Origin of the sequence: Catellicoccus marimammalium M35/04/3 (assembly GCF_000313915.1) — a bacterium.
In the GTDB taxonomy this organism is placed as follows: Bacteria; Bacillota; Bacilli; order Lactobacillales; family Catellicoccaceae; genus Catellicoccus; species Catellicoccus marimammalium.
Window position 1 is genome coordinate 1 of record NZ_AMYT01000017.1, and the last position, 21,763, is coordinate 21,763.

Annotated in this window: 18 protein-coding genes and 1 other RNA gene; 14 read left to right on the forward strand and 5 right to left on the reverse strand. The window is 32.9% G+C overall.

Annotated elements, in window-relative coordinates:
• A partial coding sequence (locus C683_RS02830) for a thioester domain-containing protein (protein ID WP_161599365.1) occupies window positions 1-1,247 on the reverse strand: 1,247 nt, incomplete at its 3' end.
• A 280-nt stretch (window positions 1,248-1,527) separates the two neighbouring features.
• Window positions 1,528-2,472, reverse strand: coding sequence for a Gfo/Idh/MocA family protein (locus tag C683_RS02835; protein ID WP_009489709.1), 945 nt, complete (start codon window positions 2,470-2,472; stop codon window positions 1,528-1,530).
• 164 nt (window positions 2,473-2,636) lie between these two features.
• Here C683_RS02835 and C683_RS02840 point away from each other — a divergent pair, with 164 nt between their 5' ends.
• The gene (locus C683_RS02840) at window positions 2,637-3,356 is read left to right on the forward strand and encodes a YebC/PmpR family DNA-binding transcriptional regulator (RefSeq protein ID WP_009489711.1); all 720 of its coding nucleotides are present in this window, start codon (window positions 2,637-2,639) and stop codon (window positions 3,354-3,356) included.
• 224 nt (window positions 3,357-3,580) lie between these two features.
• On the opposite strand, the gene C683_RS02845 is transcribed toward C683_RS02840, so the two are convergent.
• The gene (locus tag C683_RS02845) at window positions 3,581-4,531 is read right to left on the reverse strand and encodes a phosphotriesterase family protein (RefSeq protein WP_009489713.1); all 951 of its coding nucleotides are present in this window, start codon (window positions 4,529-4,531) and stop codon (window positions 3,581-3,583) included.
• A gap of 291 nt (window positions 4,532-4,822) precedes the next feature.
• On the opposite strand from C683_RS02845, the gene C683_RS02850 reads away from it, so the two are divergent.
• The 11 genes from C683_RS02850 to C683_RS02895 all read left to right on the forward strand — a co-directional run bounded on the left by C683_RS02850 (window position 4,823) and on the right by C683_RS02895 (window position 16,004).
• Window positions 4,823-5,512 (forward strand): N-acetylmannosamine-6-phosphate 2-epimerase, encoded by a 690-nt coding sequence (locus C683_RS02850; protein WP_009489715.1) that lies wholly within the window; start codon window positions 4,823-4,825, stop codon window positions 5,510-5,512.
• A 407-nt stretch (window positions 5,513-5,919) separates the two neighbouring features.
• Window positions 5,920-8,556 carry a valine--tRNA ligase gene (locus tag C683_RS02855; protein WP_009489717.1) on the forward strand — a complete coding sequence of 879 codons (2,637 nt, stop codon included), beginning with the start codon at window positions 5,920-5,922 and terminating at the stop codon, window positions 8,554-8,556.
• 29 nt (window positions 8,557-8,585) lie between these two features.
• Window positions 8,586-9,896 (forward strand): bifunctional folylpolyglutamate synthase/dihydrofolate synthase, encoded by a 1,311-nt coding sequence (locus C683_RS02860; protein ID WP_009489719.1) that lies wholly within the window; start codon window positions 8,586-8,588, stop codon window positions 9,894-9,896.
• Entirely contained in the window at window positions 9,896-10,453 is a 558-nt protein-coding gene (locus tag C683_RS02865) for an SLOG family protein (protein WP_009489721.1), read from the forward strand. The genes C683_RS02860 and C683_RS02865 overlap by 1 nt, the downstream gene beginning before the upstream one ends.
• 120 nt (window positions 10,454-10,573) lie before the next feature.
• Window positions 10,574-10,885 (forward strand): cell division regulator GpsB, encoded by a 312-nt coding sequence (gpsB, locus tag C683_RS02870; RefSeq protein WP_009489723.1) that lies wholly within the window; start codon window positions 10,574-10,576, stop codon window positions 10,883-10,885.
• A 15-nt stretch (window positions 10,886-10,900) separates the two neighbouring features.
• Window positions 10,901-11,265, forward strand: an RNA gene (gene rnpB / locus C683_RS06475) — RNase P RNA component class B.
• 74 nt (window positions 11,266-11,339) lie between these two features.
• A complete protein-coding gene (gene hprK, locus C683_RS02875) occupies window positions 11,340-12,269 on the forward strand; it encodes an HPr(Ser) kinase/phosphatase (RefSeq protein WP_009489725.1) in 930 nt (309 codons plus the stop codon).
• A 20-nt stretch (window positions 12,270-12,289) separates the two neighbouring features.
• Window positions 12,290-13,099 (forward strand): prolipoprotein diacylglyceryl transferase, encoded by an 810-nt coding sequence (gene lgt / locus C683_RS02880; RefSeq protein ID WP_009489727.1) that lies wholly within the window; start codon window positions 12,290-12,292, stop codon window positions 13,097-13,099.
• Window positions 13,100-13,212: 113 nt separating this feature from the next.
• Window positions 13,213-14,226, forward strand: coding sequence for an NAD(P)H-dependent glycerol-3-phosphate dehydrogenase (locus C683_RS02885; RefSeq protein WP_040388652.1), 1,014 nt, complete (start codon window positions 13,213-13,215; stop codon window positions 14,224-14,226).
• Window positions 14,227-14,329: 103 nt separating this feature from the next.
• Window positions 14,330-15,364, forward strand: coding sequence for an LD-carboxypeptidase (locus C683_RS02890; protein ID WP_009489731.1), 1,035 nt, complete (start codon window positions 14,330-14,332; stop codon window positions 15,362-15,364).
• A gap of 4 nt (window positions 15,365-15,368) precedes the next feature.
• Window positions 15,369-16,004, forward strand: coding sequence for an HD domain-containing protein (locus C683_RS02895; protein ID WP_009489733.1), 636 nt, complete (start codon window positions 15,369-15,371; stop codon window positions 16,002-16,004).
• 40 nt (window positions 16,005-16,044) lie between these two features.
• Here the strand turns inward: C683_RS02895 and C683_RS02900 are convergent, their stop codons facing one another.
• On the reverse strand, window positions 16,045-17,256 hold the full coding sequence (locus C683_RS02900; protein ID WP_009489735.1) for a MalY/PatB family protein: 1,212 nt from the start codon (window positions 17,254-17,256) through the stop codon (window positions 16,045-16,047).
• A gap of 189 nt (window positions 17,257-17,445) precedes the next feature.
• On the opposite strand from C683_RS02900, the gene C683_RS02905 reads away from it, so the two are divergent.
• Together C683_RS02905 and C683_RS02910 are read left to right on the forward strand one after the other, a co-directional pair.
• On the forward strand, window positions 17,446-19,056 hold the full coding sequence (locus C683_RS02905) for a glycosyltransferase family protein (RefSeq protein ID WP_009489737.1): 1,611 nt from the start codon (window positions 17,446-17,448) through the stop codon (window positions 19,054-19,056).
• Window positions 19,057-19,553: 497 nt separating this feature from the next.
• Complete coding sequence (locus C683_RS02910) at window positions 19,554-20,528, forward strand: outer membrane protein assembly factor BamD (protein WP_009489739.1); 975 nt, start codon at window positions 19,554-19,556, stop codon at window positions 20,526-20,528.
• Window positions 20,529-20,570: 42 nt separating this feature from the next.
• On the opposite strand, the gene C683_RS02915 is transcribed toward C683_RS02910, so the two are convergent.
• On the reverse strand, window positions 20,571-21,689 hold the full coding sequence (locus tag C683_RS02915) for a linear amide C-N hydrolase (protein WP_009489741.1): 1,119 nt from the start codon (window positions 21,687-21,689) through the stop codon (window positions 20,571-20,573).
• Window positions 21,690-21,763 lie beyond the last annotated feature (74 nt).

Genomic DNA, 21,763 nt, shown 5'->3' on the forward strand with positions numbered 1-21,763 from the left:
TCTTTAGAAGATTCTTCGGATGAAGAACTATCTTTTGGATTTTCCACTTCTTTAGAAGATTCTTCGAATGAAGAAGTATCCTTTGGATTTTCCACTTCTTTAGAAGATTCTTCGGATGAAGAAGTATCTTTTGAAGTTTCCACTTCTTTAGAAGATTCTTCCGGTGAAGAAGTATCTTTTGAAGTTTCTACTTCTTTAGAAGATTCTTCGAATGAAGAAGTATCTTTTGAAGTTTCTACTTCTTTAGAAGCCTCTTCCGATGAAGAAGTCACAGGTTCTATTTTGATATCAATAGGTAACTTTTTCTTTTTAATATTTGCTTGAACCATATTTTGTAAACCAAATGGATAAGGGGAAGTAACATATTGATAAAAATAAGAATGATCCATTTTCATATATTTAATATCTAAAGTACTCTCTTTTTGTTGTCCATTCGTTAATTCTGCATAATAGTACGTATTAGGTTTTAAAGTGGTGACTTCCTTATGAGACTGTTCTTCTATAATTTTTACTTCTGTAGAAGGGTTCTCAATAGAAACTAATCCATTGTAATTTTTGATTTGGAATTGATCACTTTTTCTCGTTTTTTCATCGATAATCATTGGGTGCTGCGGATCAATAATTTCATTAGTATTGGTTTGAAAAATTAATTGATCATCATAAGCAGTTTGTTGATCTAATGGGTACTGTTTCCCATAACGATATAAAGCTTCTGCATAAGGATAATGGTCCGTATATTTTCCACGTGGTCGATCTGCTTTCCAAATAGCTCTTTGTGTCATTTCACGTTTGAAATCATCAAAAGTATATGTATAATCACGATGTACTTTTTGATAGCATTCATAAGCATATCGATTCATTTGCTCACCTAATCCATCATTAGGGTATCCTGCCATTAAAATAGCAGCGATTTGATCAATTTTTTCTTTATTCCCACGATCAGTTCCTAAAGAATCCATTCCTTCATAAAAACCAAAACGATCAAAACGACATAATTTTTCAGCTGTCTCTTTATTAGATAAAGGTTGAGGTCGAGTAGCGTTATAGCAATAAACAATGGATTCTTTTCCGTTTTCATCCACCATGGTAAAAAAGTCATATTCACTAATTGCCTCATTTTTCCCAGGAGCAGTGGTTCGATAACAATAATAATCTCCTTTTTCAATAGCTTCTGCATTCGATGAAAATGAAATACTTAAAAGACCAATCAAAGATAATAAAGAAACTGAAGTTCTATATTTTTTCACCAACAATCATTTCCTCCCTTGTTAAGATATTAGTCATAATAGCACGTGAAAATTTTATCTATGAACTAAATTGCATTTTCAAATTTTACTTTCGGAAAAGAAAAAAATGATAAAAGTGTAATGTAGATAACGTTTTCATGTTGTAAAATAAAGTGTAACTTTAAAATTAAATAAATAATTTTAATGAAAAAGTGATGATAATATTGTGGTTAATATCACAATATTTTTTAGTAATAAAAAAAGTCTTAGAACTTATAGAAAGCCTAAGACTTATCGTTTTCTATTTCCATTGTTGGCGACAAGAATCAAATAATTGCATAATTTGTAAAACGTTTGAAATAAAAGGACTGCTTACGCTTCCTTGTTCTAGCCAATGATTCATCGTTTGGTATTCATGAACAAAGGCATGCGTAGTATCTTTCGTTTCTATTAAATAATTAGTGCCGTCTGGGGTAGTAAAGGTAGCAGAAGTTGCTCGTGGATAATCATCGATGGTTAAATAGCCTTTTTCAAAAGCAACAATTGCTCGTTTCGGCATTTTTGCTCGGAAGGTTAAATTGATACTTGCGAGTTCTTCGTGATCATTTTTTAAAATAGTGCAACTGCTCTCATCTACACCAGAAGGATGATATTCTACAGTAGAAGCAAAAACTTTTGGAGAAGAAGTCATGAAATATTGACAAATACCAAAAGCATATGGACCAATGTCTAAAAGAGCTCCTCCAGCATCTTTTGGTGAAAAGAAGCGATTGTCTTCTTTATCTTCTTTAAAACTACCAAAGTTAGCTTGGACCATTTTTAATTTTCCAAATTGAGGCTGATACTCTTTTAATTTTTGATAAAGTGGCATATAAAAAATTGTGGTTCCTTCAGCTAGTAAACATTGATTTTCTTTACTAATTTCAATTAATTCTGCTAATTCTTTAGCATCCACTGTAATTGCTTTTTCACAAAAAACATGTTTTTGATGTTGTAATGCTTCTTTTACCATTTGGTAGTGAAAAGCATGTGGAGTAGCTAAGTAAATAATGTCTATTGTTGGATCTTCTAATAATTCTTGATAAGAAGAATATACTTTTGGAATTTGAAAACGTTTCGCAAAAGCCTCTCCTTTTTCTGGACTACGAGATTGTACAGCGTAAATAGGTAGGTCCGCTTGTGTAATGGCTGTAGCAAATTCTTCCGCTACAGTTCCCAATCCAACAATTGCCCAATGATAGCTCATAATAAAACCTCCAAATCAATTTTTAAGTATTAATATACCGTTAGTATACTGTATTTTTAGGTAAAAAAAGAGAATTTCATATCATTTACAATAATTTTCTTATCAAAAAATTGAATCTATGATACTATAACAATAGTAAAATTTTATAAGAAAGAGATGGATATATGGGACGTAAATGGTTTAATATCAAAGATAAAAAAGCTGCAAAAGAGCAAAACGCAAGTCGTGTAAATGCTAAATTCGGGATTGAAATTTATGCGGCAGCAAAAGCTGGAGAGCCAGATCCAGAAGCAAACCAAAAGTTAAAATTCGTAATTGAAAAAGCAAAAGCTGCTAACTGTCCAAAACACGTAATTGATCGTGCGATTGAAAAAGCAAAAGGTGTTGGCGGAGAAGATTATCAAGAATTACGTTATGAAGGTTTTGGACCAAATGGCTCTATGATTATCGTAGATACATTAACAGATAATGTAAACCGTACTGCAGCAAACATCCGTGCTGCCTTTAAGAAAAATGGCGGAAACATGGGAGTAAAGGGTTCTGTTGATTACTTATTTGATAATACTGCAGTTTATGTATTTGATGGTACAGATGCAGATCATTATTTAGAAGTATTAATGGAAAATGATGTGGATGTACGTGATGTAACAGAAGAAGAAGGAAAAATTGTTGTCTATGGAGAACCTTCAGAATTAATGCATATCAGTGATGTATTAAAAGCAGAAGGTATCGAAAGTTTTGACGTGGCAGAATTAGAAATGGTACCACAAAATGAAGTAGTTTTAGAAGGCGACGATTTAGAAACCTTTGAAAAATTAATTGATGTGTTAGAAGATGACGAAGACGTACAAAAAGTACATCATAACGTAGATTTAGATGCTTAATTTATAGTCAATAAAAAATAAAGAGTCTCGATACGAGACTTTTTATTTTGAGAATATTTGTTAAAAAATACAAAATAAATAATATTTAGTTTTATTAACAATCAATATTGAGAAAATTTATCTAATTCATCCAAAGTAGAAAAGATTTTTAATGCTCGTAAATGGGCGGTATTAGTGCAATAAAAAAGAAAAAAGATATCCTCTAAAAAGAGGATATCTTTTTATTATGCTTCAAAAATATTTTTTGGATTTTGTTCTAACATTTGTAAAATTTGTTGATCAGAGACACCTAGTGCTTTCATTTTTGGTAAAGCTTGTTCGAATAAGAAGGTATAGTCAATTTTTGGATTAAATAGTTCATTTTTAGCAAATTCAGGCCAATAATCATAAACACCTATGAAGACAGCTAAATCATGAGATAGGAACATTTGGTCAGCATATCCTTTATCACATAATGTAGCAATCGTTTGAACGCGATGTTCTAAATCATTTCCCATATCACAATAACCAAAACGATCCATTCCAATATAACAGCCACGTTTTAATAAAGATTCAATATAATCTAGGTCGTTGGTATCCCCTGTATGACCAATAATAATTTTGTTTGCCGGTACACCTACGTCTTCTAAAATATCCAAAATTTTATTTCCACATTTTGTATCTGGATGGTGATGAGAGAAAATAGGTAAGTTTAATTTTGTAGCTACACGACCAATAGCGCGATGAAGTTTTTCTGTATAAGGAGTCACTCCTTCAGGTCCAGTAGCAGCTTTCATAATTCCTGGAATAATATTACTGTCTACCACCCCATTTGTGCACTCTTCTAATAATAATTCATAAATTTGATCTTCTGGACGATATTCTAGCGCAGGTTCTTGTTGATAATAAAATCCACTAGAAACAATAAAGTTTAATCCTGTACGTTCAGAAACTTCTTTAATTAAATGTACATCACGACCGATATTAGGAACAGAGGCATCGACAACTGTTTTTACACCGTATTTTTTTAATTTAGAAAATTGTTCAACTGCTGCCTCTACGATTAAATCAGGTTCACAAAAATGATAACCAAAATTAGCACGCATTACCCAATCAGCATAAGTAATATGTTCATGCATCAAAGTAATTCCCAATTCTGTTGAATCGATATCTCCATTGACAGTATGAATTTTCATATTCATTCCTCTTTTCTTTTATTGTCTATCGCGAATATACTCTTTTCCAATCGAAAAGAATAATAAAAAGGAAGGGAATTAAATCTGGAAAAACAAAACTTTTTTTATTAAGTTTATTTTTGTTTTTCTATTATTTTTTTATCCGTTTAAAATCAATGAAGATATTTTTTGAACAAAATTGTCTAATAAAAATTAGATTCCACTGAGGAAAAAAGAGAAGTGCTTTTCTTTTCAATTTATCAATGATACGATAAAAATAAGAAATTTGTCGAAGCAAGGATGGATGATTAAATGGACAATATGCTAGAATCTTTTAAAGGAAAATTGATTGTTTCTTGTCAAGCATTAGAGGGAGAAGCAATGTATTCAGAGACAGGTGGAATTATGCCTCTATTTGCTTTAGCAGCTGAGCGTAGTGGAGCAAAAGCAATTCGTGCAAATTCTGTCCGTGATATTCAAGAAATCAAAGAAAAAGTAGATTTACCAATTATTGGCTTAATTAAAAAAGACTATCCGCCTCAAGAGCCTTACATCACAGCTACGATGAAAGAAGTGGATGAATTAGTGGCTGTAGGTACAGATATTATTGCTTTTGACGGAACACATCGTCCACGTTACGATGGTCGTACAGTAGAAGAATTTATTCAAGCAATTAAAGAAAAATATCCAAATCAAAAATTGATGGCAGATATTTCTACAGCAGAAGAAGGAATTTCTGCTTATCAAGCAGGAGCAGATCTTGTGGGAACTACATTAAATGGATATACAGAAGAAACAAAACCTGCGACAAAGGGTCCTAATTTCGAATTGTTAGAAGAATTAGTAGCTGCTGGTGTTCCAACGATTGCTGAAGGACGTATTCATACTCCACAACAAGCAAAAGAAGCGTTAGAAAAAGGCGCTTATGCTGTAGTTGTTGGTGGTGCGATTACTCGTCCACAAGAAATTGCAACTCGATTTGTGCAAGAAATGGAAGCTTAATAATAAAGAATAAAAAAATGAAGGAAATTACTCCTTCATTTTTTTATTTTAGTTAATGAAATAAATTTGAATCCAATCGTTCACAAGATTTGAAAATAAAGAAAAAATAGGAAAAATAATTTATAAAATATGGTTGACGCTTTGATTTGAAAAAGTGTACAATAAATTCAACAACAAAGATCAAGAGGAAAAGTACAATTACAGAGAATGTATGCGTGTGCTGAGACATACATAAGTACGAAAAGTAGCTTGAGAGTTGGTCCACTTGGATCCGGTGAAGTAGCCGTTATCTACATGAGAGGTAGTATGATACTACAAATTTGGGTGGTACCGCGAACAAGTTCGTCCTGAAGTGCATGGCACTTTAGGGCTTTTTTTATGATGAAATGCAGAAAGGATATATAGTAATGAAAGAATTAGCCTCAAAATATAATCCAAAAGAAGTGGAACAAGGCCGTTATGAAGAATGGTTAGATGAAAAATTATTTGAACCTAATGGCGATCGTTCTGTAGAACCTTATTCTATTGTTATTCCACCACCAAACGTAACTGGTAAATTACACTTAGGTCACGCTTGGGACACAACCTTGCAAGATATGATTATCCGTCAAAAACGTATGCAAGGATATGACACATTATATCTTCCAGGAATGGACCATGCAGGAATTGCGACTCAAGCAAAAGTAGAAGCAAAATTAGCCGAAGAAGGAATTTCTCGTTATGATTTAGGTCGTGAGAAATTTATCGAACAAGTTTGGGCTTGGAAAGATGAATATGCAGAAACTATTGAAGCGCAATGGGCAAAATTAGGTCTATCTTTAGATTATTCTCGTGAACGTTTTACTCTAGATGAAGGCTTATCTGAAGCAGTGAAAAAAGTCTTTGTAACTCTTTATGAAAAAGGCTTAATTTATCGTGGAGAATACATTATTAACTGGGATCCAAAAGCAAGAACTGCTTTATCTGATATCGAAGTTATCCACAAAGATGTAGAAGGTGCGTTCTACCATATTCGTTATGATTTAGCAGATGGTTCAGGTTCACTAGAAATTGCGACTACTCGTCCAGAAACAATGTTTGGGGATACAGCCGTTATTGTGAATCCAAATGATGAGCGCTATCAATCGTTCATTGGTAAGAAAGTAGTTTTACCAATTGTTAATAAAGAAATTCCTGTTTTAGCAGATGAGCACGCAGATATGGAAACAGGAACTGGAGTTGTAAAAATTACTCCTGCTCATGACCCAAATGACTTTGCAGTTGGAAATCGTCATGATTTACCACGTGTAAATGTTATGAATGATGATGCAACAATGAATGAAAATGCTGGCGAATTTGCAGGAATGGATCGTTTTGAAGCTCGTAAAGCATTGGTGAAAAAATTAGAAGAAACAGGTCACTTAATTAAAGTAGAAAAAATGGTACACTCTGTAGGGCATTCTGAACGTACTGGTGTCGTAGTAGAACCTCGTTTATCTACACAGTGGTTTGTTAAAATGGAACCATTAGCAAAAGCAGCGTTAGAAAACCAAAAATCAGAAAAACCAGTAAACTTCTTCCCACCACGTTTTGAACATACTTTTGAAACTTGGATGGAAAATGTTCATGACTGGGTAATTTCTCGTCAATTATGGTGGGGTCATCGTATTCCTGCTTGGTATCATAAAGAAACAGGAGAAATGTACGTCGGTGTCAAAGCACCAAAAGATATTGAAAATTGGGAGCAAGATCCAGATGTATTAGATACTTGGTTTAGCTCTGCATTATGGCCATTTTCAACAATGGGTTGGCCAGAAGAAGAAGCTGAAGACTTTAAACGTTATTTCCCAACAAATACATTAGTAACCGGTTATGACATTATTTTCTTCTGGGTAAGTCGTATGATTTTCCAAAGTTTAGAATTTACAGGCGAACGTCCATTTGAAAATGTTTTAATCCATGGATTAATTCGTGATGAGCAAGGTCGTAAGATGAGTAAATCTCTAGGAAATGGTATTGACCCAATGGAAGTGATTGATCAATATGGAGCAGATGCATTACGTTGGTTCTTAGCAAATGGTTCTGCTCCAGGTCAAGATACACGCTTTAGTTATACAAAAATGGATGCTGCATGGAACTTTATTAATAAAATTTGGAATGCTAGCCGTTTTGTATTAATGAACTTAGATGAAAATATGACCGTTGAGGATATCCAAATTGAAGGAAATCGTACTTTGCAAGATCGCTGGATTTTAACTCGTTTAAATCAAACGGTAGAACAAGTGACAGAATTATTCGATCGTTTTGAATTTGGGGAAGCAGGTCGTATTTTATACAACTTTATTTGGGATGATTTCTGTGACTGGTATATCGAAATGAGTAAAGAAGTATTATATGGAGAAGACGAAGAACAAAAACGTTTAACACGTAGTATCTTAGTTTATACATTAGATCAAATCTTACGTCTATTACACCCAATTATGCCATTTGTAACAGAAGAAATTTGGCAAGCATTACCACATGAAGGAGAATCTATCGTTGTAGCAAAATATCCAGTAGTTCATGAAGAATTGAATGATGAACAAGCAGTAAAAGCAATGGATATGTTGATTGAATTAATTCGTGCTGTTCGTAATATTCGTGCTGAAGTAAATACTCCTTTATCAAAACCAATCCACTTATTAATTAAAGCAAATGGAGAAGCAGAAAAAGCGTTATTAACTGAAAATATGAGTTACATTCAACGTTTCTGTAATCCTGAAGTTTTAAAAATTGATACAGAAGTAGAAGCACCAAATGACGCGATGAGTGCCGTAATTACTGGAACAGAAATTTATCTACCATTGGCAGATTTAATTAATATTGAAGAAGAAATTGCTCGTTTAGAGAAAGAATTGGAAAAATGGAATAAAGAAGTAGCACGTGTACAAGGTAAATTATCAAATGAACGCTTTGTCAATAATGCACCAGAAGAAGTAGTAGCAGCAGAACGTGAAAAAGAAGTGACTTATAAAGAAAAACAAGCCGCTGTTCAAGAACGTATTGCAAGTCTAAAGTCTTTATAAGCCTTTAACACGCGTGGAGGGAATAAATTATGGATGTGTATACAGCAATTAATTGGATTCATGAACGTAAAAAGTTTTCAAAAAATCCAAATTTAACACGAGTACAACATTTATTACATCAATTAGGAAATCCTGAAAGAGATTTGAAAGTAATTCATGTTGCAGGAACAAACGGAAAGGGGTCTACTGTGGCCTATCTTTCCGCTTTATTCCAAGAATTAAACTATACCGTAGGATCTTTTACATCTCCTTACATTGAATCTTTTAATGAAAGAATTTGTTTAAATGGTCGTCCCATTTCAGATACTGAATTAATTGCTTTAATTTGTCGTATTCAACCTTTAGTCAAAGAGATGGATGAAATAGAAGATTTACAAGGATGTACAGAATTTGAAATTACTACTGCAATGATGTTTTGTTATTTCAAAGAAAAAGGAGTCGATATTGCCCTAATTGAAGTGGGATTAGGTGGAATGTATGATTCTACAAATGTAGTTTGTAAACCTTTAGTGACAGGAATTTCTAGTATTGGCTATGATCATATGCAATTGTTAGGAGATACTTTAGAAGAAATTGCTTCAGAGAAAATGGGGATTTTTAAACCTAATTGTCCTGTAGTATTAGGAAAAATGGAAGAATGTATTGAAAATTATTGTACAGATTATGCATTGAGTCTAAAATGTCCTGTTTATCGATATAATACAGAATATCGTGTGGATTACTTAGGTCGTAGTTCTAAAAAAGTAGGCGAAAAATTTAACTATAAAGATAATATGCGTAGTGCAAAACGCTTAGTTACTCCATTAATTGGACATCATCAAGTAGAAAATGCTAGTTTTGCTTTGCAAATTTTTGACATTGCTTTACATTATGAAAAACGTACACTTTCAAATAATGATGTTCAACATGCTTTAGCAAAAGTAAATTGGCCAGGACGTATGGAAATTTACCAAAATGAACCATTAATCATCTTAGATGGAGCACATAATGCTCCAGCCATGAAACGTTTGGTAGAAACACTAGAAGATGAATATAAAGATTACGAAGTGCATGTCTTATTCTCAGCATTACAAGGAAAACAATATCCAGAAATGATTGCTGAATTACAAAAATTACCAAATGTTGATATTACATTAACTACATTTGATACACCAAAAGCATTACCAATAGAAGCTTTTGAATCTTATCGTGAAGGAGGATTAACGGTCACAGACAATTGGAAAAAAGCGTTCTTTGATTTACTAAAAGGAATGGATGATAGTAAAGAAATGGTTGTAGTGACAGGATCATTATATTTCTTATCACAAGTTCGTAACTTCCTAATGAGCGGGATTGTGTAATGAAATTATGGGTGACTGGATATTTGGCACATGAATTAAATTTATTCAACTATCAAGATGAAAGAGCACAATGGTTACAACGCTTTTTAACTTGTCGTTTACAAGAACAAATCGAAAATGGATATGATTGGTTTTTGTTTAAAGGTCAGTTAGGTGTGGAATATCTTGCTTTTCGTGCTCTTTTAGAATTAAGAACAGAATATCCAGAAATCAAAATAGCAGTCTTTTTCCCTTATTTGCAATATGGAGAAAATTGGAGTGAAAAAAACCAACTTCTTTTAAATGAATATAAAGAAAAGGCTGATTATGTTGCAACTGTAAGTCAATATTCCTATCAAAATAAAGAACAGTTTATTCAACAAGAGAATTTTTTATTTCAACATAGTGAAGGGTTCTTTTGTATTTACGATGATGAAGTAAAAGGAGTCGTTCAATATACTTTGCGACGGGCAAGGCAATATCAAGAACAAGTAGATAACTATTCATTATTTATTTATTCTCTTTGTGATATCGATGAGTTTATTCGTGAACAAATGGTGGATGAATGGGTAGAATGAAATGATTAAAAATCTACAAAAATCAAAAAAGATATAGGTTTTCTATTGACGACTTCTGTTTTATTTATGTAGAATACATATTGTGATGAATGAGGGAAATGAAGGAAGTGAGGTGCCACGATGCCAAAAGTTATTCATACGGCAGACGAAATTTTACAAAAAGATTTTGATATTAAAATGCGTGGGTATGATCAAGTAGAAGTTGATCAATATTTAGATGAAATTATTAAAGATTATGGAACTTTTCAACGACAAATTGCGCAATTAAAAGATGAAAATGCGCGTTTAAAAGCAGAAGTTGAAAAATTAAATCGTGAACAAGAATTATATAGTCAAGCACCAAAACAAAATCAGACTGTAACAAATTTTGATATTTTAAAACGCCTGTCTAATTTAGAACGAAAAGTATTCGGAAATCAATTAGACCAATAATAAATGAAATGGTATATTTTTAGGTAATTGCGGTTCATCTTGATGAGCTGAGGAAAGTCCATGCTCACACAACCTGCGATGGTTGTAGTGTTCGTGCTTAGCGAAATCATAAGCTAAGGCACTATGTAAATAGTGACGGCAGAGGAATAGGCTAAGGAGAAATCTATGTCTTAGTACTCTATAAAGTGCCATAGAGACGAGTCAACTTTGAAAGAAGTTGAGTGGAACGCGGTAAACCCCTCGAGTGAGCAACCCAAATTATGGTAGGGGCGCTCTTTTTAGTAGGAATTGAACGAAAGAAAGAGGCAGAAATGTAGATAGATAATTACCCATTATTTTTGTAACCTGGCAAAAATAAGGACAGAACATGGCTTATAGAAAATATACCCAGGTAGCCACAACAATTGTTGTGGCTTTTTTTATAAAGAAAGAAAATGAAAGTAAGGATATTTACATGGAAAAAGCGTTATTAGAAGATTTAGTCCATTCGCTTCGTCTAGAAGTAGTTTATGGAGAAGATGAATTAAATCGTTATATTACAACTAGTGATATTTCACGTCCAGGGTTGGAATTGACAGGATATTTTAACTATTATCCAGCAGATCGTCTACAAATGTTTGGGATGAAAGAAATTTCTTTTTGTGAAAAAATGGGGCATGAAGAACGTTGCATTATTATGCGTAAATTATGTAACCCTAAAGTGCCAGCCATTATTATTGCACGTAATTTAGAAATTCCAGAAGAACTTTTAAAATGTGCAAAGAAAGCTAAAGTGCCGGTATTACGTTCTCCATTAGCTACATCGCGCCTTGGTGGAGATGTAACGAACTATTTAGAAGAAAAATTAGCAGTACGCTCTTCTGTCCATGGAGTTTTAATGGATATTTATGGGTTAGGTGTACTAATCCAAGGAGATAGCGGAATTGGGAAGTCTGAAACAGGGCTAGAATTGATTAAAAAAGGACATCGATTGATTGCTGACGATCGCGTTGATGTTTTTCAACATGAATCAAAAGTTACAGGAGAAGCTCCAGATATTTTAAAAAATATGATGGAAATTCGAGGAGTAGGAATTATCGATGTAATGAATCTTTTTGGTGCGAGTGCTGTTCGTAAATCTGCCCGTATTCAATTGGTCGTTTATTTAGAAAATTGGACAAAGGATAAACAATTTGATCGATTAGGGCATGGAGATGAGACAACACGAATCGCAGATGTTGATATTCCTAAAATTTCTATTCCTGTAAAAACTGGACGAAACGTAGCTACGATTATCGAAGTTGCGGCAATGAATTATCGTGCACGTAGTATGGGTTATGATGCAACAAAAATGTTTAATGATCGCTTATCTAAATTAATTGAAGAAAATGCAAAAAATGAATAAATAGTAAAGAAGGAATCAAAATGAATTATGTTGATCCCATTGCTTTAAAGCTTGGGCCACTAGAAATCCACTGGTATGCTTTATGTATTGTTACTGGAATTGTCTGTGCTGTCATTATGGCTGTACGTGAGGCAAAACGACTACAAATGTCAGAAGATGATATTTATGACTTTGTATTATGGGGGGTTCCTTTATCTTTTATTGGTGCTCGATTATACTATGTAGTTTTCCGTTTAGATTATTATATTGCTCATCCAGATCAAATTATTGCGATTTGGAATGGAGGAATTGCTATTTATGGTGGGTTAATTGCAGGAGCCATTTTTTTATATTTCTTTTGTAAAAAACGTCATTTGAATATTTGGCGTTACTTAGATTTAGCAGCTCCTGGAGTCTTATTGGCTCAAGGGATTGGCCGTTGGGGAAATTTCTTTAACCATGAAGCTTACGGTAATATTGTTTCTCGTATAACTTTAGAAAAACAACATATTCCTAATTTTATTATTGAAAACATGAATATTGATGGCTATTATCGTCAACCTACTTTCTTTTATGAAAGTGTCTGGGATATTTTAGGGGTAATTATGATGTGTATCTATCGTCATTTCCATAAAACTTTACATAATGGGGAAATTGCTAGTCTTTATTTAATGTGGTATTCTGTAGGACGCTTCTTTATTGAGGGATTGCGTTCGGATAGTCTTTATATTGGACATACTTCTTTACGTGTATCACAATGTCTATCTGTCGTTTTATTTATTTTAGGAATTGTTTTATTTATCTATGTTCGTAAGAAGAAAAATAATACCTACCAACGTAATTATAAATGAATTATTAAGAGGGGATGAGACCCTCTTTTTTCTTTGTCTCGATGAATTTAAGTTGTGCTATAATAAAGCTAAGAATAGAAGATACATCGTTGTATCAGAAAGTGAGAAAAGAAATGGAACAGAAAAAAGTTGCTGTTTTAGGTGCAGGTTCATGGGGAACTGCCTTAGCAAAAGTATTAGTAGAAAATGGACATGATGTTCGTATTTGGGGAAATAACGAACAACAATTAGAAGAAATGAATCGTACCCATCAAAACCCTAATTACTTACCAGATATTCATTTACCAGAAGGATTAAAAGCTATTTTTGATTTGAAAGAGGCAGTAAAAGACGTTGATGCAGTATTATTTGTAGTACCTACAAAAGCAATTCGTCCAGTCGCAAAACAATTGGTAGAAGCAATGAATACTAAACCTATAATTATTCACGCTTCTAAAGGATTAGAGCTAGGAACTCATAAACGATTAAGTGAGGTATTAGCCGAAGAAATTCCAGCAAATCTTCGCCAAGAAATCGTTGTTTTATCTGGACCTTCTCATGCAGAAGAAGTAGCAGTAGGAGATATTACAACGATTACTTCTGCTTGTGATAACATTGAAACGGCAGAATTTGTTCAACGTTTATTTACAAATCATTATTTCCGTATTTATACCAATGCTGATGTAAAAGGAGTAGAAATTGGTGCTGCTCTTAAAAATATTATTGCGATTGGTGCTGGTGCTATTCATGGTTTAGGATATGGAGATGATGCTAAAGCAGCATTAATGACTCGTGGATTAGCGGAAATTACTCGTTTTGGGGTTGCCTTAGGTGCCGATCCGTTAACCTTTATGGGCTTAAGTGGTGTAGGAGACTTGATTGTTACTTGTACTAGTGTGCATTCTAGAAACTGGCGTTGTGGAAACCAATTAGGACAAGGAAAAAGTTTAGATGAAATCTTAGATCATATGGGAATGATTGTAGAAGGTGTTTCTACAACAAAAGCCGTAACTGAACTAGCGCAACAACTAAAAATTTCTATGCCAATTACAGAAACGATTTATGATGTACTTTATAATGGTGTAGAAGCAAGAACAGCAGTAGAAAACTTAATGAAACGTGATATGCGTTCAGAAAATGAATTTTAACAGTAAATTAAAAAGAAAGGTATCTTTTTTAGGATACCTTTTTTCTTATATTTTTTTATGCTATGATGGAACGTAATAATAAAGAAAAGGGAGAATAAAGAAAATGAAAGATAAAATTGCAGTAATCTCTTTATCTAAAGGAATTTTAGGGGAATCTTATTGTCAATTTCAAAAAGAACTAGCAGAAAATAGAATTCAAGAATTAGGATTTTCTATTTATTATCCTACCCATGTGCTAGAGGGAGCAGAGGAACTGGCAGAACACCCAGAAAAAAGGGCAGAAGATTTAATAGAATGTTATAAAGAAAAAGATGTAAAGTGGATTTTCAGTGTAATTGGAGGAGAAGACGGATATAAAGTTATCCCCTATTTATACCAACAAAAAGAATTTTTTCAAAATCAGAAAAATAATCCAAAACCGTTCATTGGTTTTTCAGACTCTACTACTCATCATCTTTTTTTCTATCGTTTAGGGATTCCAACTTATTATGGGATGTCTATTTTAAATGATTTAGCTGAAGAAAAAGAAAATCTTTTATCCTATTCCAAATCACAATTAGTAAACGTCTTACAGCAGCAATCTTTACTAAAATTATCTTCTAGTCCTTATTGGTATGAAGAACGAAAAGATTTTTCTCCTCAAGGAATTAAACAAGCACGGGTTCAACACAAAGAATGCTTTGGCTATGAATGGTTAGGAAAGAGCTCTATGCAAGATTTTTCTGGTGCACTTTGGGGTGGATGTATCGAAACATTATCTCGTCTAATTGAAAAACGAGAAGAATACCCAGACCTAAAGGATCTTTTAATGATTAAAGAAAAAGAGATTCTCTTATTTTTAGAACCTTCAGAAGTGAAATCAAAACCAACAAAAATGATTACAATGGTCAAAGAAATCCTTTTTGAAGTTCAACAGCAAGGAGTCACCATTTGCGGTATCTTATTTGGTAAACCACAAGACGAATGTTTTTATGAAGAATATAAAAAAGAATTACAAAAAGAAATTTATTCTCTTCCTATTCTTTATAATGTAAACTTTGGACACGCGTATCCTCATAGCTTACTTCCTTATGGAGCAAAAGCAACTTTCCATGCCAAAGAAAAAGAAATTATTATTGAACAAAAAATAGAGGAGTAAAATTATGGATGCACTGATTCAATATGTCAAACAATGCTTCAAAGAAGAATATACGGGTCATGATTTTTTTCATGCGCAACGAGTAGTTTCTTTAGCTGAAAAAATATATGAAAAAGAAGTATCTTTTCCTAAAGAAGAAGAATTACGTTTGATAAAAGCAATCGGATACTTACATGATGTAGTGGATGAAAAATTGACGAGCAAACGAAAAGAACGTTATCAAGAAATAAACTCTCTTTTAGAACAAGAGGGATTTTCACCAAAAGAGCAAGAAGAAATTCTTTATGTTATTGAGCATCTTTCTTTTTCTAAAAATCAAAAGGAACGTGCTTCTTTAAGTTTATTAGGTCAAATTGTCCAGGATGCGGATCGTTTAGATGCAATAGGGGCAATCGGTATTGCTCGTGCTTTTGCGTTTGGTGGAAGAAAAGATCAAGCTTTATATGATGAACGAGTCCCTCTGATTAAAAAAATCCCTGAAAAACGTTCTTCTTCAACCTTACATCATTTCTATGAAAAATTATTTTTTATTGAAAATCAAATGAATACCAAAATCGGTCAAGCAATTGCTAAAGAACGGACACAATATCTTAAAAAATTTATTGAAGAATTTTTAAAAGAATGGCAACAAAAAAACTAGTCTCCTATAGAAAGAGACTAGTTTTTATTATGTTTTAAAATTAACGTTGAGATTGATATTGATATTGTTCCATAGCTTCTTTGAAGCGATCTAACATTTGGCGAATGCTTTCTGTTGAGGCAGCTAAGTTGATACGTTCAAATCCTTCTCCAGAAGGGCCAAAGATATATCCTTGGTCAAAGAAATCTAATGCTTCTTGATTTAAGAATTCTTCTAATTCAGAAACTCCAAAACCTAAAGCACGCATATCAATCCATTGTAAGTAAGTTCCTTCTAGATCAAAGACTTTTACTTCTGGATAGTTTTGTGCGAAAAATTCTTTAATTACGCGATGATTTTCCACGACTAATTCTAAAAATCCATCAAGCCAACCACCTGCACGTTCATAGGCAATTTTTGTTGTTGCTAATCCTAAAGCACTAACGGTTTTAATTCCGTAACTTTCTTTTTCAGCAATAAAGCGTTCACGCATTTCTTTATTTGGAATAATAATATTAGAAACGCATTGTCCAGCGATATTAAAAGTTTTACTTGCTGCAGTACAAACGACTACTTGTTGTTCAATTTCTTTAGAAATAGTAGCCATTACTGTATGTTTATGTCCTGGTAAAATCAAATCAGAGTGAATTTCATCAGAAACAAGATAAACATCATAGCGAATACATAATTCCGCAATTTTTTCTAGTTCTTCTCTTGTCCAAACACGACCTACAGGATTATGAGGACTACATAAAACAAGCATTGTATTTTGTGGTTGTTTTAATTTATGTTCTAAATGTTCAAAATCAATTTCGTAATGAGTTCCTTGGTTAATTAAAGGACTTTCTGTAATATGACGTTTGGCGTGTTTAATTGTATCATAAAATGGATAATATACAGGAGGCATAATTACAATACCATCCCCTTCACGTGTTAACGCACGAATCGCAAAGTTAATGGCAGGAACTACTCCTGGAGTTTGTACAATCCATTCTGCTTTTGGCGTGAAATTGTGATGCTTTGTCATCCAATTTTGAACAGCAGAGGTATAAGCTTCATCTGCATGTGTATAACCTAAAGAAAGGTCATTAGTGATAAATTCTTGTAATCCTTCGATAATTTCTGGAGCTAAACGTAAATCAGAGTCTGCGACAGAGAAAGGATAAACTTCTTGTGGTACATTTGGGTTCCATTCTTTCATTTCATCCCATTTGACAGACCCAGTTTTTGTACGATTAATCATTGTGTTGTAATCATATTTTTGTTCGTTCATAGTTATATCTCCTAATACATAAATAAAAATTAAAATAATTCCATCAATATGATAGCATAATTAGAATACAAAAAGAAAGCGTTAACAAAATATTTTTTCTAGCGTTTTTTATTGATTAAAAATATAGCATCTATTTGTTTGAACAACATTTTTCCTAATAAGATATAATAAAGAGGAAAGGAGTTACTCATGAAAAGTAAAAAATATTATATTCATATTCTTTTTTTGATACTAAGTGTCTTAGGAATTTGGATTATTACTTTAGGAAATGAACCTGTGATGAAAACAAGTTTGCAGGGATTGGATGCAGCTTTTCATTTTTCCAGAATTGCTAGCTTATCGGATATTTGGACTAGCCCTGTAAACTTTGATTATTTCAATCATGTGGGAAGTATGGTGAATTTATTTTATCCTTGGCTATTCGTTTATCCGATGTATTTCATTTATTTGGTAACGCAAAATTTAGTGTTGAGTTTTTATTTGTATTTTATGCTCATGACTTTTGTAACTTTAGAGATCACTTATTTTTGCGCCAAACGAATGAATATCACAGGAAAATATGCGCTTTTAGCGGCGATTCTTTATGCTTTTTCTCTATGTCGGATCTCCAATATTTATTTTCGAGTGGCAGTAGGGGAGGCAGTCGCAATGACTTTTTTACCTCTCGTTGTCTATGGGTGTTATGAATTATTCTTTAATAATGTGAAACGATGGGGATATTTAACTGCAGGAATGGTATGTATTATTTATAGTCATGTTATTTCTACTTTATTAGCAGCAATTTTAGTTTTATTTTTCTTCGTTGGAAGCATTGTTTTGAAAAAATGGAATAAACAAAGAGGAATCTCATTTCTCAAATGTATTGCTTGGAGTATAGTTCTTGGCTTAGGATTCTTTGGACCAATGTTAGAAATGATGGTTACTACTAAGATTTCTGTCCCTATGGTTTATCATTTATTAGAATCGGCAGTATCACCACAGGATTTAGTTTTACAATCTTTAAATAATAATGCTGGATCTGTAAATACTTATGGTCTTATCTTTTTGATTCTATTAATCTTTTTAGTCATAAATTATCAAAAATTAAATTCATGGTATCGTTTATGTACCATTGGTATTGGAATCTTTACATTATTAGCAACAAAACTTTTCCCGTGGGATTTTTTCCAATCGAGTTTAATGATGATTCAATTCCCTTGGCGCTTTTTAGCAATTGGTACTGTTTTAATTGCTTTTAGTGCTAGTTATCTTTGTATGCAATTTGAATCTTCTTCTCCTCATTTATGGTTAATTTTCATTGCTAGTACTTTATTTTTACAAACAAGTTTACTGCAAAATATTAAGACCGTAGATGGTACAACAGTAGGTTATACCAATGAACAAGTTCAACAATTGATTCGTGGAAATCAAGGATTTAATGGGGATAGAGATTATCTACCAAAAGAAGGAACAGAGGATTTTCCAATGATTAAAGCACAAAAAATAAAAGAAAAGAATCAATGGAAAGAAGGAAATTGCTCTTTTACTGCAACAACTGCGACTTTTGAAGTCCAAGCAAAACAGAATGGAACTATAATTTTACCAATTTATCACTATATAGGAGAAAAGGTAGAATATAATGGTAAACCTATCTCTGTTCATAAAGCAGAAAATGGAGCAACCAAGGTTCCAATTAAAAAAGGAAGTAATCAATATATCATTCGCTATAACTACACGTTGTGGGCACGCATTTGCCAAATGATTAGTGGGGGTAGTTTACTTGTGGCGTTTTATCTTTTAATGAAAAAATATAATGATTAATGAAAAAATATAATGATAAAAAAAGAGGGCTTTAATAAGCCCTCTTTTGGCAATGATAAGAAGGAGAAAAAGATCATTTTGACGCATAAGAACAACTACATTTTATCTTTATTTAATGGATTCTAATCATCATTTTCTAAGTATTTCTCTATCGCACCCTAGAAATCACTACAGAATTACCTATCTCAAAGTTACAAAAAAAGAAATTTTGTTCGCTAGACGGTTATTTTTTGTTGTTTTCTTTTTTATCGCTTCGAGTAAGGAATGAAAAGAAATCAATTAAAAGAAGATAAATTACTATTATCTTTTCTCCTTCAGCTAAATTATAACATACAAAAAATAAAATTAAAATTAGCTTATTGGTTGTTTTAATTCACATAATAAAAAGATTTTTTCTTTTAAAGGGCAAAGAGAAAAAGATAGAGCTTGAGTTCACTAAATGATATTTTCCACGTATAATGGAAGAGCAATAGTAATTTTCAAAAGGAGAAGTAAAAGTGAAAAAAGGGATTATACAAGGAGCTGTGCTTTTATCCTTGCTTACTTTAGCGGGTTGTGGTGCAAATTCAACAGAAGAAACAAAATCTAGTTCTGAAGTTTCTTCTAAAACAGAATCATCCAAAGAAAGTAATGTTTCAATGGAAACGGTAGAGGAAAAAATTAATAATGAAGACTGGAATCAAGCACTGCAACAATTAGAAGAGTTAGAAAATCAAGGAGATAAAAAGGCGAAAGGATATATTGCTGAAATCAAAGAATTTCAAAAAGTAAAAGATCTTTATCGCAAAGGTAAATATGCAGAAGCGAAAAAAGCATTAGGTAAATTAAAAGCAACTTTACCTGCATTAAAAGACCAAAAAGACCAATTGAGTGATAAAATTAGTGAAAAATTAGCTCAAGAACAAGAAAAACAGGAAAAAACAAATACAGAAAAAGCAACAACCCAAAATAAGAATCAATCGAAGACTATCACTCCTAAGAGTTATTCAATGGGACAAATGGAAGCAATGAATGCACAATTTTTAAACTGGGCAATTCCAAGAGCACAAACCGCTAAAATGGCAGTAACAGACGCATATAATGTTCATGGTGCAGTTTCTGCAGATGACTTATATATTAATACCCCAGATGGAAAAGTTTTAATTCAGGGGCATTATAATCCAAATGTGTATGTGGGAGAGGCCGTAGCAGGATTGATTTTCTGTCATGCAAAAGATGGAGTGACTGGAGAACTTCCTTTAGGAGGTTGTACAGCGACTACATTTGAAAATGTAGAAATGGATGAAATGGCAAATAAATATATTTTAGCTTCGAATGGTGTCGTTTATGAATTAAAAGGACCAGCCAGTGAAATTGTAGGTGTTGGTGGAGTGAATCAAGGAACTAATACCACTTCATTGAGTGGAAACTGGATTGTTTCAGAAGATGCTGCAGCACAACAAGAAGCACAAAACATTTTATCTCAGTATTAATTCAAAAAAAGAACCTCCCTTCAAAGGAGGTTCTTTTTATTCTTATTGATGATTTGTTATTTTTTGTGCTGTATTTGGTTTAATTTCAAGCATAGGTTGTTTTTGATCTAATTCAAAGAATAAATAATCGTCATAATCTAACAATTGATTTAAATCAACGTATTGAATCATTTGATTATCATAGGTTGTCCAATAGTAGCGTTTAGATTCTGCGCAAGTAATACAAGTATAGACAGAGTAATCATAATCTAGTGTATTGTCATCTGCAGAAGTATCAATGTACTTTTCATCGATATTATTTTCATTTCCGCATAGACGAACTAAACCTAGTGGGAAAGCTACTTCTTCAAAACAACGGAACATTCGTTGTACTCCTTGTTCTTCGTTTTCTCCAGGAAGTGCATGTTGTTTTAATAAACTCAAACGCACAAAGCGAGAAATCGAGCTCCAATCTCCAGGAACTCCTCTCATACCCGTTCCTGAAAAACAAGCGGTATATGGATTTCCTGTGAAAGGTACTTCATCTGTATCTTGAGGAGTTAATGTAACGTAATTTAAGAGATTTTTTTCATGCCAAGCATAATCTGGACTATTGGTTAGCACTCCTGAATGATTCTTATAGAAATTCAAACCAGTCGCATCACTTTCAACAATCAATGTATCTCCTTTGGCATCACTAAAAATCCAATGTAACTCTGCGAGAGTACCAAAAATCTTTTCATTAATGATGGTTACTTCTTCTTTTAAGTAATGCATCACTTCATCTACTGTAGCACAGTGAGCTAAGGCAGTGAATAGTAAAAACATAGGTTGAACGCCACGAGTTCCTTCCTTAGCTGTTTCTTCATATTTGGCAAAAGTACGATAATTCAATTCGCCACCGCTTAGTCCAGCATCATTAATTCCATCATAAATTAAAGGAGTAGAACCCATAGATAAAGAACCCATTCCTACTAATGCGTGTTCAGTAGTCGCTTTTCCTTTTTCTGTATGAGTAAAACTACAACCTTGTAAATAAAACTCTTTTCCTTTTGGGACGTATAAAATGCCAGAACCTTGAGCAATCGTATTGTAATCAAAATTACGACCCCATAAATGAGAATGGTCTTTGGTCTCCCAAGCAAAACTACTACAACCAGCATCCATTATTTCTTGTTTCATTAGAAAATCCTCCTTAAACTTTCATTTCCATCTTTAATGTACTTCTTTTTTTCTCATTTACCAAAAGAAATGAA

Coding starts and splice junctions, on each gene's coding strand:
- C683_RS02900 (WP_009489735.1), bottom strand. CDS start 17,256: ATGAACGAACAAAAATATGATTACAACACAATGATTAATCGTACAAAA.
- C683_RS02885 (WP_040388652.1), top strand. CDS start 13,213: ATGGAACAGAAAAAAGTTGCTGTTTTAGGTGCAGGTTCATGGGGAACT.
- gpsB (WP_009489723.1), top strand. CDS start 10,574: ATGCCAAAAGTTATTCATACGGCAGACGAAATTTTACAAAAAGATTTT.
- C683_RS02860 (WP_009489719.1), top strand. CDS start 8,586: ATGGATGTGTATACAGCAATTAATTGGATTCATGAACGTAAAAAGTTT.
- lgt (WP_009489727.1), top strand. CDS start 12,290: ATGAATTATGTTGATCCCATTGCTTTAAAGCTTGGGCCACTAGAAATC.
- C683_RS02895 (WP_009489733.1), top strand. CDS start 15,369: ATGGATGCACTGATTCAATATGTCAAACAATGCTTCAAAGAAGAATAT.
- C683_RS02850 (WP_009489715.1), top strand. CDS start 4,823: ATGGACAATATGCTAGAATCTTTTAAAGGAAAATTGATTGTTTCTTGT.
- C683_RS02890 (WP_009489731.1), top strand. CDS start 14,330: ATGAAAGATAAAATTGCAGTAATCTCTTTATCTAAAGGAATTTTAGGG.
- C683_RS02865 (WP_009489721.1), top strand. CDS start 9,896: ATGAAATTATGGGTGACTGGATATTTGGCACATGAATTAAATTTATTC.
- hprK (WP_009489725.1), top strand. CDS start 11,340: ATGGAAAAAGCGTTATTAGAAGATTTAGTCCATTCGCTTCGTCTAGAA.
- C683_RS02855 (WP_009489717.1), top strand. CDS start 5,920: ATGAAAGAATTAGCCTCAAAATATAATCCAAAAGAAGTGGAACAAGGC.
- C683_RS02845 (WP_009489713.1), bottom strand. CDS start 4,531: ATGAAAATTCATACTGTCAATGGAGATATCGATTCAACAGAATTGGGA.
- C683_RS02840 (WP_009489711.1), top strand. CDS start 2,637: ATGGGACGTAAATGGTTTAATATCAAAGATAAAAAAGCTGCAAAAGAG.
- C683_RS02835 (WP_009489709.1), bottom strand. CDS start 2,472: ATGAGCTATCATTGGGCAATTGTTGGATTGGGAACTGTAGCGGAAGAA.
- C683_RS02915 (WP_009489741.1), bottom strand. CDS start 21,689: ATGAAACAAGAAATAATGGATGCTGGTTGTAGTAGTTTTGCTTGGGAG.
- C683_RS02905 (WP_009489737.1), top strand. CDS start 17,446: ATGAAAAGTAAAAAATATTATATTCATATTCTTTTTTTGATACTAAGT.